The organism is Tolypothrix campylonemoides VB511288_2 (genome assembly GCF_045999855.1).
In the GTDB taxonomy this organism is placed as follows: domain Bacteria; phylum Cyanobacteriota; class Cyanobacteriia; order Cyanobacteriales; family Nostocaceae; genus Scytonema; species Scytonema bouteillei_A.
Window position 1 is genome coordinate 630,461 of the sequence record NZ_JBFPMW010000003.1, and the last position, 11,888, is coordinate 642,348.

At 43.8% G+C, this 11,888-nt stretch carries 7 protein-coding genes; 4 read left to right on the top strand and 3 right to left on the bottom strand.

Annotation, left to right across the window (positions count from 1 at the left end; all coding sequences use genetic code 11):
• Positions 1-217 precede the first annotated feature (217 nt).
• Entirely contained in the window at positions 218-5,770 is a 5,553-nt protein-coding gene (locus tag AB0756_RS11325) for a translocation/assembly module TamB domain-containing protein (protein ID WP_038090747.1), read from the bottom strand.
• 611 nt (positions 5,771-6,381) lie between these two features.
• Entirely contained in the window at positions 6,382-6,684 is a 303-nt protein-coding gene (locus AB0756_RS11330; RefSeq protein ID WP_038090744.1) for a hypothetical protein, read from the bottom strand.
• A gap of 137 nt (positions 6,685-6,821) precedes the next feature.
• Between AB0756_RS11330 and AB0756_RS11335 the strand changes: the two genes are divergently transcribed.
• From AB0756_RS11335 to pdxR, 3 genes are all read left to right on the top strand, one after another.
• Positions 6,822-7,196 carry a cupin domain-containing protein gene (locus AB0756_RS11335; protein WP_038090742.1) on the top strand — a complete coding sequence of 125 codons (375 nt, stop codon included), beginning with the start codon at positions 6,822-6,824 and terminating at the stop codon, positions 7,194-7,196.
• Positions 7,189-8,307: an alpha-hydroxy acid oxidase gene (locus tag AB0756_RS11340; RefSeq protein WP_038090739.1), complete on the top strand. Its 1,119-nt coding sequence runs from the start codon at positions 7,189-7,191 to the stop codon at positions 8,305-8,307. The genes AB0756_RS11335 and AB0756_RS11340 overlap by 8 nt, the downstream gene beginning before the upstream one ends.
• 293 nt (positions 8,308-8,600) lie before the next feature.
• Complete coding sequence (pdxR, locus tag AB0756_RS11345) at positions 8,601-10,031, top strand: MocR-like pyridoxine biosynthesis transcription factor PdxR (RefSeq protein WP_038090737.1); 1,431 nt, start codon at positions 8,601-8,603, stop codon at positions 10,029-10,031.
• 249 nt (positions 10,032-10,280) lie between these two features.
• Here the strand turns inward: pdxR and AB0756_RS11350 are convergent, their stop codons facing one another.
• Positions 10,281-10,748: a GNAT family N-acetyltransferase gene (locus tag AB0756_RS11350; protein ID WP_038090726.1), complete on the bottom strand. Its 468-nt coding sequence runs from the start codon at positions 10,746-10,748 to the stop codon at positions 10,281-10,283.
• A 293-nt stretch (positions 10,749-11,041) separates the two neighbouring features.
• Between AB0756_RS11350 and AB0756_RS11355 the strand changes: the two genes are divergently transcribed.
• On the top strand, positions 11,042-11,887 hold the full coding sequence (locus tag AB0756_RS11355; RefSeq protein ID WP_038090724.1) for an alpha/beta fold hydrolase: 846 nt from the start codon (positions 11,042-11,044) through the stop codon (positions 11,885-11,887).
• The last annotated feature ends 1 nt before the right edge of the window (position 11,888 follow it).

An 11,888-nucleotide genomic window follows, 5' to 3' on the forward strand; every position in this document is an offset into this window, starting at 1 on the left:
TCACCTCTATGACTGGTTAATGACTTATACCAAATCCGCTTTTCTAACCCCTTTTAGCTTAGTAATTAGAAATCACGGCTATACAAACGAAGTCCGCAAGACAAGGACTTCTTATTAAGCCCACGTAGGTGGGCTTAGCCTGTATAGCGGCGATTTCAATCGCAAACGTGTTTTTTCTTCTAAAGTGCATTCTTGCGGTTTCGATCCCCCTAAAAAACTAAAACCGCGTTTCATACTGAAATTCCAATCGACTTTCATCTTCCAAATCTGTGGAACCTCGCACGAGAGTATTGTCATTCACCCGGTAAAGCACATTGTAACGGAAAGGCTCATTAGTTAAGAAAACTCTAGAGAGCGAAACAGAGAAACGCCTATTAATATCAAAAACACCTTCTGCAGCTAAACCCAATACAGAAGCCCTTGACGCTTCGTTAGCAACATTTGTAGGAAATATACGAAATTCACTAAATCCGATCGCTTGTCCTAATGCACTAATACTTCCTTGCAGTCCCCCCAGCACCGTAGAACTGGCAAAAGTAGCAATTCCCAATGCTGTATCTGATTGACCCAATGTATTAATAATCGATCCACCTAATAACGCAATAATTTCTGGTTCGCTGCGACGGGGTTCGCTTGTTAATTCCAAATTATCAGCTAATTGACTGGCGGGTCCGTCTACTCTCGCTTGAACGCGTACCGTTCTTAAAGTCCCAATACTTGTTGAAGGAATGTCACTGATCTCCGAAGAAATGACAGGAGAAGTCAAAATCCTACTTCCACTAGTTTCCGGTACAAGAGCAATCATTCGGACATCTAAAATCGGGTCAAGCCCCCGACTTGGAATAAACTCTGCTGTGTGTTCGTAACCTCGCTCTAAGGTAAACTGAGTTGTAAATAAATTAACTTGCCCACCTGTAAGTCGAATGGTTCCTTCAGGTACGGGTTTTGCTAAAGTCCCATTAATATTCAGATCTCCCTTCGCAACAAAGCTCAGTATGGCTTGCGTTGGATCGACTCCCGATGGTATGAAATTACCAAATACTGATTGCGTGGTGACACGAACATTATTGCCCAAAACGAGCTTTAAGTTGGTAAATTCGATAGGAGAATCGGTCAGTGCGGGTGCAGCACGACCGGGAGAACCACCTGTATTTTGTGCTGTTTCGGCGGCTGAGACTTCATTACTTTTTGTCCGACCACCTTGTGAAGCGTTACCCGCTGCTTGTTGTCCGATGGTGACTTGACCATCACTTAATAAAATCTCACCACTGATATCGGGTTTTAAAACACTTCCCCCAATGACAGCATTACCACTGACACCACCTTGATACAGATTCTGAACGGTCAAATTCAGATTTTGCAGAGATACTTTGAGGGGGTTTGTTGCTGCTTCCTGTTGAGCTTGTTGGCTGGCAAAAATGGGAATAATCCCCTCAGCAGTCAAATTTCCTCGATTGTACTGTCCTTGAATCCCTTGGACATCTACCCTATTGCCATTAAATGCAAGTGTTCCCGTCACATTAGTTAATGGATCTTGCAGAACTTGTGCTTGAAAAGTTGCATTATTAACTGTGGCAGTTCCCGTAATTGTTGGTTGCTTTAATGTACCCCCAATCTCTACATTTACCTGTCCTTGACCGTCTACCCAACTGACTACATCGGTAAAGGCGTTTAACAGGGCTAATCCTCCATCTCGAACGTTAGCCGTAACGTTAATGCGATCGCTGTCTGGTTTTACGGAAGCAAAAGGTAACGGAACTGGTACGCTTCCTTGTGCTTCAAGCGGTTGTGTTCCTGTCAGCAATAAAGTACTGGCAAAATTCAAACGGGCATTGTCGTAATTAAAGCTAAGTTGTCCTGTTTGCACGGGTTGCTGGTTTAAAGTTGCGTTTTCTAGTGTCACTTCTCCTATAGCACGGGGGTCTTTTAAAGTTCCTGCAAGAGTTGCGAGCGCATCCACTTTACCTGTTACATTTACGGTATTGTCTGGTATAAAAGACTGTAGTAATGATATTGGAAAGTCAGCAACACGCAATTGTCCTGATAGTTCTTCTGTCCCCAACTGTCCTGTAAAAGCCAACAGACCATCACCCAAATTTATACGCACTGGGACTAGGGTTACGACTCCATCTGCAAAGGTGCCTTGGGCAATAACCTGTTCTAATTTATACTCACCCCATTGCCAGTTAGCACCTTGAAAATTGAAACTAGCGTTGACTCCCGATTTTAAGGAACCAGCCACCTCAATTTGTCCGTTCAAAGCACCTTGTAATTCTGCCAGAACAGGCAAAGTTTGAGTTTCATTGCGCTGTTGTGCCTGTTGTGTTTTCAAAGCCTCAATTTCCGCAAAACGTCTTAACTGCGTTAGTAAATCTGCGTTAGGCAACCCCACAGGTGTTGTTTGAAGAACTTCTGCACCTGCCAATTCCGGAATCTGCAATCCCCCACCAAAATCTTGGAAATCAAAAATATTAGCTGCTTGTAAAACTTTTTGGATGTTCAGTTGGTCAAAACTAGCTTGAGCTTGGAATTGGGGATTATTGCCAGTTTCTACGTTACCGCTAACAGCTATAACACTGTCTCCTATTCGCAATTGTCCGTTGTTTAAAGATGCCCTTCCATTGGCATAACTGATGCTTCCTTGAAACGCATCCGCACCAACTCTACCCGCTTGAGGTTTTGCGATCGCCACATCTCCTACAACTGTAAACTGCTCCAAGTTAACCGCCAGATCTCCAGAGATCTCCCCAGACAGAGGTTTTAAATTTAAATTATTTTGAGGAACAACGCCCTCCAAAAGAGCAACGGGAAAACTTTGGACGTTAACCAGGAGATTATCTCCCTCCGTTCTTCCTGTTGCGACAGCGTTATCAAGACGAACTAGAAATGACGTTGGGCGATAATTTGAATTCAAACTCACTGCAATTTGGTCTTGCTGACCCGCAAGTCTTAGCTCTCCACCTTGTCCTCCCTGAAAATTAACTCTGCCAGTTAATAAGGGGTCAAACGCCAAACGGTTCACTTTCAATCCCCGCAAGCGAATATTTCCTTGAGCATTGGGAGTCTCTGGAGTACCCCTAACTTGTCCTCGGAAATCCAACAGCCCTGCTAGCGCCACATTAGCGGGAAGGTTGACAGGAATTTGTTGTAAGTTATAACCCCGTGCTTGGACATCCAAATTAAACCCGGAGACTTGAGGCGTTCCTGTTTCCGGTAATTGAACGGCAATTATACCAGCAGCACTCAATCCGGGAGCAGTGGCTCGTTCGATCGCAATTTGTTGTCCGTTCCATTGAACTTGCGCTGTCAGTGGTTGTTCGAGAGCGACTAATTGAGAAAACCGCACTTGACCTGCGGCGCGGATATCTGCGAGTTGAAAAGACTGAGTTGTTCCTGCAACTTGTAGATCGGAACTCAACCGTCCTTTTAGCTGTTGGGAAAATTGGTTAAGTTGAACTTGGGAGACATTGGCTAGTGCATCCCAGCGCCCGTTGTTGAGGTTAATGTTTCTAACGTTAACTGTCCCTCCTGCAACATTCCGTAAAGTTGCTTGTCCCGTTGCTTGAATGGCTTCGGGTTGGAAGGATGCAGTGGTTCCCGCCAGGTTCAACTGAGCGCTTAAGACGCCTCGTTGAATTTGGGGCGGGACTTGGGCAAAACGGCTCAATTGAATTCTTCCAGCATTAACAAATGCTTGCCACCGACCTCGTGCCAGCTGACCTCTTGCTCCGATTGTACTGCCTGCTATGTTGGCTACAGCATCTTGAAAGAGAATATTTTCTCCTTGTTGAGAGATGACTGCTTGTCCGGTTGTGGGATAAGTTGCTTTTGGTGCTTGAACTTGGGCGAGGGCTTGTAAGTTACCTAGAGTACCAGTTACCTTGGCATCTGCGGAAACATTGCCAATGGCAATCGGGGGTGAAGTGTTGTATGCTTTAGCTATTGCATCCCCTGGAAGATTGTTTGCTTCCACGTTCAAAGAGACTCTACCTTGGGGTGCCAGTTGAACTTGACCGTTTGCTGCGATTTGTCCTCCCACTTCTGGTGTTGCCAGAACTTTGGAAATATTGACAGATAGGGGTTGACCGAGAGTCCCGGTGACGGTCGCATTTGCGGAAATACCACCAATGTTAATGGGAACTGATAAACCGTAACCTTGAGCGATCGCATTTCCTGGCAAACTTTGAGCTTGGATATTTAAAGCTACGTTCCCTTGAGGAATCAGTTGGATTTGACCGTCAGCATTGATTCTTCCGCCTGAAACTGGGGTTGCTTGAATATTGGACAAGTTAACAGTTAGGGGGGGTTGTTTGTCCAAGGAACCAGTTACTTCAGCATTTCCCGACACATTGCCTACAGTGATGGGAGTTGTAAAGCCGTAAGCCTTTGCCAGCGCATCTGCTGAAATCCCTTCTGCTTGCAAGTTAACCCTGACATCACTCGCTTTTCCGAGTTTGACTTGACCTTTGCCAACAATTTGTCCTCCGGCGGCTGGAACCAATCGCAGGTTAGAGATGTTAAGTTGAGAAGCTGCTTCTGATATGCTGAGTTGGAAGCCAGTCGCGATCGCATTAAACAAAACGCGATCGACCTGAGTTGGTTTTATAGCACTTGCCGTTCCACTCAGGGTTGGTTGTTTGATAGGTCCGCTCAACTGAATGTTGGCTTGAAATTCTCCAGCGACAGGAACTGGTAAGCTAATATTCAGAGTGTCCAAAGCATTTTTAGCACTGACCGACTTGACTTGTGCTGCAATATTAAATCCTTTTTCGAGATCGACGCTTCCATTTGCCACTAAGGGCGCTTTGCCATAGTTTGCTGTCAGATTTTCCAAAGAAATTTGTTGTCCTTGGAATGACAATCTCCCGGTAGCATTAGAAAACTTTTGGGGAACGTTTTGAATTTGGGTTGTTACTTGATATGCGTTAGCGGTTCCTGTTACGGCAATTTCCGGATTGGATTGTTGTAGCTGAAGTGTCAAGTCACCATCGACACGACCTGCTTGTAAAACAGTTGGCAATTCAATTAACCTGCTCAAGTCGGTGGCTTGAAAGTTTTGTGCTTTTACCTTCAGGTTAGTTGCTAGAGATTTTATTTGAGTGCTTCCATCGAGTTGAACCGTACCTCCTCTGGTAGGTTGAGCACTGACTTCATAATTAACCAGTTGATTTTGAGACTGAATTCGAGCAATTCCATTCACCCTGTCTAGCGTCACAGAGCCCTGTGGTCTACCCGGTCTTGGTGTTGGATCTAAGACCACATCAGCATCTTGAACCCGAAGTGTTTCTAAGTCAGTTTGAATAAAACCGCTTCCTTCCCCTGCTTTTAGTTGAGTTGTGACCCAGTTTCCCTGCTTGTCCTGTTGGATGTAAACATCAGGTTGAATTAGAGTTACGTTAAGGCTGAGCGTTCGCGCAAACAAGAGTCGCAGGGGAGAAAATTCGACTTCTACAGCTTTTGCAGCCACTCTGTCTGGATCTTTAGCAGTTGCTGGTATTGATAGCGCACCAAACCTCAAACTCGTTAGCGAAAAACGCTCTACTTTGCCTATTTGTATGGGTCTTCCCAATAATTGTTCGAGATTGGTCTGAACCAGAGGTGCTAAATCTCGGTAGACAAAGTTCCTTACCCACCAAGCACCCGCTGCAATTCCCATTAGCAAAATGACACCCAGTACAAGACCGGTACGCCCCAATAAAAGGAGCCATAAACGAGGATTGCGAGGGCTAGAAGGCTCCTGTTCGTTTTCTGAATTGGGAGGACGCGTCATAAGCCTTAACCTGAACGCCTGCTGAATTTATTCACTATTCTTTATGATTTCATAAAAGTACATATTTTTGTTGACTGTCTTGTTTTTTCTAGCGAGTGTGAATATACAACGTGACGTAGAAATATAGCCGGAAGCGAAGTTAAATAGAGATCTACCCGATAAGGAAATCATAAAAAATACCTCTACTGAAGGAGCATCTCTCTATCTCCAGACCTAAGCATTTTTCCCATTGATTATAAAATACCAGCTTCAGTTAATGCTTGCTCCAACGCATCAAATATATTCAGACGCTCAGCCCATTCTGTATTTATACTACATAAACCAATACGATTCAGTTAACAATATCTAATCCAGATGCAGAGACTCACGATGGCGGAACAGTTGCGCGAAAATCCAGGCGATAATTTTCTGATGGAGTATTGGGTGGACGACCCTGCTTTACGGTCCGTTATCAAGAAATTGTTGGCGCAGTGTCCGCAGTGGGGACTGGTAGCTGCGGATGGGGTGCTGGTGAAGTGGGAGGGGTAGCGAAGCGATCGCTATATCAATATATCTTCGCCTATAATTCGTGCAAGTGGGTTTTTATAAGTGAAGCTGAAACGCTTTTTAATTTAAGAATCTGTTTCAAGAGAGCCATAATTTGAGGTTTCAATTTCACCTAAAACTATAGGAAACTTTACATCTTTTTTCTGATAAAAAGTTAAAACTACTCTAATTAGCGTTTGAGATGCTTTGCTATTATCCGATATATCAGAAATTAACTGAAATAATTCTCTATGAAATGATACTCCTATAATCCCTCCCTCATCTTCTACTTTGGCTACATAGCTATGAACTTGATTATTAAACATTAGGTTAAGAATTACCTGCTCATCTATCGAAGCAAGTTCTATGTTGATGAGTGAAACGAGCATATTGCACAAATATCGCCCACGGACTCGATTTATCCTCAAATCTTATGGAAAATGGGATCGTGTGCGCTCGGCTAAGAATCTAAACCTTTATCTTGATACACTTATCTTTGTGATGCTCTCAATGATAGTTAACAACCATGCCACAACTTATACCGCAACCGAAGCGTATCGAAGCTGCAGGTAATAAGCCCAAGATAATTGATGAGTACATCGGTCGTGTATCAACTCAGACTGAAGTTGTCAGTATTGCTCATATGCGATCGCCCAGTGGGTGGATTGAACCGGGACAGCGTCCTGAATTTGATGAATTCACTCTAGTCCTGAAAGGCACGTTGAGAGTAGAATCTTCGGATGGGTACTTGGATGTTCAAGCCGGACAAGGGGTCATTGCACGAGCGGGTGAATGGGTTCGCTACAGCACTCCTACAGAAGAGGGAGCTGAGTATATCGCTGTTTGTCTTCCTGCATTTTCACCTGACACCGTGCATCGCGATGGAACAGACAATGAATAAGAATAGTACAAGACCGCTGAATTTATTTGAGTATGAAAAGTTAGCCGTTGAGTGCTTATCTCAAATGGCATTAGACTATTACGCCAGTGGTGCTTGGGATGAGATCACCTTAAGAGATAATCGGGCGGCTTTTGAACGATACAAGTTGCGTCCGCGAATGCTTGTGGATGTGAGCAAGCGCAATTTGGCAACTCATATCTTGAGTCAACCCATTCAAATGCCTCTCCTCATTGCTCCGATGGCTTTTCAATGTCTTGCTTGTCCTGAAGGAGAAATTGCCACAGCAAGAGCAGCTCGCTCCTCTGGTGTTGGAATGGTGTTAAGCACTCTCTCCACAAAAAGTATAGAAGAAGTTGCCAGCAGTTGCCATGGCTCTGATTCTCCTGCTTTGCAATGGTTCCAACTTTACATCCATAAAGACCGAGGACTGACTCGCGCTTTGGTAGAAAGAGCTTACAATGCAGGGTATAAAGCACTTTGCTTGACTGTAGATGCGCCTGTTTTGGGACGTAGAGAACGAGACAGACACAATGAGTTTGCTCTACCACCAGGTTTGCAATTGGCTAATTTGGTCAATATCTCCGGGCTGAATATTCCCTATCAAGCAGGGGAATCTGGTTTGTTTACCTATTTTGCCCAGCAATTAGACCCGGCAATCACGTGGAAAGATTTAGAATGGTTGCAGTCTTTATCTCCCCTACCTTTGGTATTGAAAGGAATTTTACGGGGAGATGATGCCGTGCGAGCAATAGAATATGGAGCAAAGGCAATTGTTGTTTCCAATCACGGCGGACGTCAATTGGATGGTGCGATCGCTTCTTTAAACGCCTTAGTAGAAGTCGTCAAAGCAGTCGATGGGCGTGCTGAAATCTTAATCGATGGAGGAATCCGTAGAGGAACGGATATTTTAAAAGCTCTAGCGTTAGGAGCCAAAGCTGTGTTGGTCGGTCGTCCCATATTGTGGGGATTGGCTGTTGCTGGAGAAGCCGGTGTTGCTCGTGTTATCTCTTTGTTAAGAGATGAATTAGATGTAGCTATGGCATTAAGTGGTTGTGCGAGTTTGAAGGATGTGGATAGTCAGCTTTTAACCTGTGGCACGACTCCAAGTTAATTTGATTAAATCTAAGACGTAATCAACAGAGTTATCTATATATTCTGATATTTCATCATTCATAAGCCACAATTTGCCACCAGTAATATAAATGTTTGTCCACAGTTTTCGCGATCGTAATCTCCGAGAGGCGCGGTCAACAATAACGGTGCGGGTTTAAATCCCCACCTAAGTGCCTTCTGCCCTAGTAGCGAGCGTACTTCTGCCTTCGTTTTAAAGTTAGAGCGGATTTTGGTTGGACTGAAGATCCAATTATTATAAATTTGAGTAGTCCAATTTCAGTGGGAAAAGGTATGGAGTTCCATCTAACACTGGCTGAACGTCACGATTTAACCGGGCAAATTTACCGACAGCTTCGGGCGGCGATTTTGGATGGGCGTTTGCCCGCAGGCGAGCAACTACTACCAACTCGCGAACTGGCGTCTCAATTGGGTGTTTCGAGAAATACGGTGATGGAGGCGTATGATTTGCTCGTGAGTGATGGATTGCTTGAGGGACGCGTTGGTGCGGGGACTTTCGTTGCTGATATTGTTTCCAGCGATCGCTCCCTTCAAAATCTCAGACAATCAGCTATTGAGATCAAACCTTTTTGGCGACAGTTAACTGGTGCTCAATTGTTACCCCCTCCACCAGCCAATTTGATGTATAACTTTTCCCTAAGTCTTCCCGATAAACTGAGATTTCCCTTTGAAGATTGGCGGCGCATATCCGCTTTCTGTTCGCGTCGTTTAGCCGAAGTACCTGTAGGATATGGACCGCCAGAAGGTATCAGAGAATTACGAGACGCGATCGTCAAATACGTGTCCTTCAGCCGTGCTGTCAGGTGTCATCAAGACAACGTCATCGTGACGAATGGCGCACAGCAAGCATTTGATTTAATTGCGCGAGTTCTGATTGAACCGCAAACAGTGGTAGCAATGGAAGATCCGGGCTATCCTCCTGTACGTCTTCTTTTCGAGTCCTATGGCGCACAAGTGGTTGGAGTTCCAGTAGATGCACAAGGACTGCAAGTGGAGTGCCTTCCCAAAAATGCAAAGCTGATCTATGTGACTCCTTCGCACCAGTTTCCTTTAGGGATGCCAATGTCATTACCACGTCGGATCGCACTCCTGGAATGGGCAACACAGCATGGGGCGGCGATTATTGAGGATGATTACGATAGCGAGTTTCGTTTTGCCGGACGACCATTGGAATCATTGCAGAATTTAGACCGTACTGGAAGAGTTCTCTACGTGGGGACATTCTCTAAAGTGATGTTTCCAGAGCTCCGTTTGGGATTTATTGTTGCTCCAGATTTGATACAACAGGCGTTAGTTGTGGCAAAACAACTGAGCGATCTGCACAGTCCAGTGTTAGCGCAAGCAACACTGGCAAAGTTTATTGTTGATGGTTATTTAGCAAAGCATATTCGGAAGTTACATAAAATTTATGACCAGCGTCGGCAATGTTTAATTGCGAATCTGAAGAAATCTTTTTCTCCTTGGTTAGAACCTATTCCCGCTGAAGCTGGTCTGCATATTGCTACTTTTTTAACTTCTGATATAAAAAGTAATGCTGTGATTGATGAAGCAGCAGAACAGGGGATATTTCTTTTTTCTCTTGAGCATTTTTATACTTCATCTACGGTTAAATCGGGTTTGATTTTTGGATATGGTACTATTGAGGTCAAGCAAATTAATGCTGGATTGGATTTGTTAAGAAAAATTCTTTCTAAAAACGTCTAAATTCTAAGAAATTGAGCGAGACAAAACCACCGAGATTGTGTGTTGGAATGTGACGGAAACAGACAATTATTAACCCGATATAATACCAAGCCGAGACACCAAGGCTTGCTCTTTTTCAGGCGTACTCGATGGGGCTGCTTGAAATCAACACCCGCCATCTTCGATTCATCGAAAACACCAGTTTGGGAAAGAAACCATGCTGTTCATCCTAGCTTAGGCTTATGTTGGTCTTTTTTTTGTTTTTAATTTTTAATTTTTTAATTTGAGTTCCATAAATATTTCTGCTATTTCATTTTCATTATATTTATTAATTTCTTGAAATCCATATTTTTCAAAAATTTTCCTAGCTGCAATAGATTTTTTCATCGCATCCAATCTTAATATATATAATTCATTTTCTTTGGCATTTAATAATAAATGTTCCATTAATAATGTACCTATTCCTTTACCCTGACATGAAGGTAAAACAAAGTACCTTTTAATCTCTCCTATTTTATCTACTTTGTTTAATATCTTTAATCCAATACTTCCAATTACGGCGGAATTTTCAATCATAATCCAGAAATTCCCCCCCGGAGTTTGGTATATATTTTCAATATTCCTTATATCCGAGTGCAAGCCAGTTGGATCGAATTTATATCCTCTAGACGAATACATTATTTCCGAAAATTCTTCCAAACTAGCTTGGAATTCGTAACTGTATGAGATTAATTTCATTTCTTTTACATCGATATTGCTAATATTGATTTTATTATCAAAGGAAAGCAGAGGGCAGAAGGAACCTGCACTTAAATTTTCCTTCTGCCCTCTGCCCTCGTACTTCTGCCTTCTGAAAAAACTTTACAACATATCCCATTTTGCAGATATCTCAATGGCTCGATTTAATTAAGTCTTGTTTTTTGTCAAGATTATTTTACATATCGTAATATTTAGACTCCGACTTGACACTACCGCTCAAGGCTAATATTATTAGTCTTAAAGGCTAACGTTATTAGCTATAGGAGGCACTCATGATTGCAAATTTTCAATTCAAAACAACTAACGTCAATGGAGAGCAACTAGCTTATGAGATTGGTGGAAGTGGATCGCCAATCGTATGCTTCCCTGGCATGGGTGACTTGCGCCAGGAATACGATCGCCTTGCCCCCGTGCTTGTGGAAGAAGGCTTTCGAGTCATTGTTGCCGATTTGCGCGGTCACGGCGATTCTTCTGTAGGGTGGGATAAGTATGATGTTGCGGCTTTGGCAAGTGATATCGAACGAGTGCTGGATGCTGAGAAAATTGAGAAAGCTTTATTAATTGGCTGCTCGATTTCCGGTGCTAGCACTGCCTACTTTGCGGCACAGCACCCAGAACGAGTGGCAGGATTAGTCGGATTGAGTCCGATCCGCCGGGTTCCATATACAGGGTTCAAAGGGATGGTGATGCCTTTGATTTTCCAGGTGATGCTCATGCAACCTTGGGGAATCTCAGCCTGGGGCTGGTACTACCGTTCGCTGTATCCCTGCACACCTCCCAAAGATCTTGATGCTTATGTGGCTAGACTGGAAGCTAAACTAAAAGAACCTGGCCGCTTTCATGCTTTCAAGTCAATGGCATTTACAGGGCGCAATCCGGCTCATCTCACCACCATTCAGCTTCCTGTTCTCGATTTTCTGGGTACAGCCGATCCAGATTATGACGATCCACAAGCTGAAGCAGATTGGCTGAAATCAATGATGCCACAAGATGAAGTCCGCCTACTTGAAGGTCTTGGACATTATCCACATCGGGAACAGCCAGAGCGTCTTTTGCCCCATCTGCTTGACTTTGCTCATCAGACGCTACAGTCAAATTCACCTTATGCCAAAGATTAAA

Coding starts and splice junctions, on each gene's coding strand:
- AB0756_RS11325 (WP_038090747.1), bottom strand. CDS start 5,770: ATGACGCGTCCTCCCAATTCAGAAAACGAACAGGAGCCTTCTAGCCCT.
- AB0756_RS11330 (WP_038090744.1), bottom strand. CDS start 6,684: ATGCTCGTTTCACTCATCAACATAGAACTTGCTTCGATAGATGAGCAG.
- AB0756_RS11335 (WP_038090742.1), top strand. CDS start 6,822: ATGCCACAACTTATACCGCAACCGAAGCGTATCGAAGCTGCAGGTAAT.
- AB0756_RS11340 (WP_038090739.1), top strand. CDS start 7,189: ATGAATAAGAATAGTACAAGACCGCTGAATTTATTTGAGTATGAAAAG.
- pdxR (WP_038090737.1), top strand. CDS start 8,601: ATGGAGTTCCATCTAACACTGGCTGAACGTCACGATTTAACCGGGCAA.
- AB0756_RS11350 (WP_038090726.1), bottom strand. CDS start 10,748: ATGAAATTAATCTCATACAGTTACGAATTCCAAGCTAGTTTGGAAGAA.
- AB0756_RS11355 (WP_038090724.1), top strand. CDS start 11,042: ATGATTGCAAATTTTCAATTCAAAACAACTAACGTCAATGGAGAGCAA.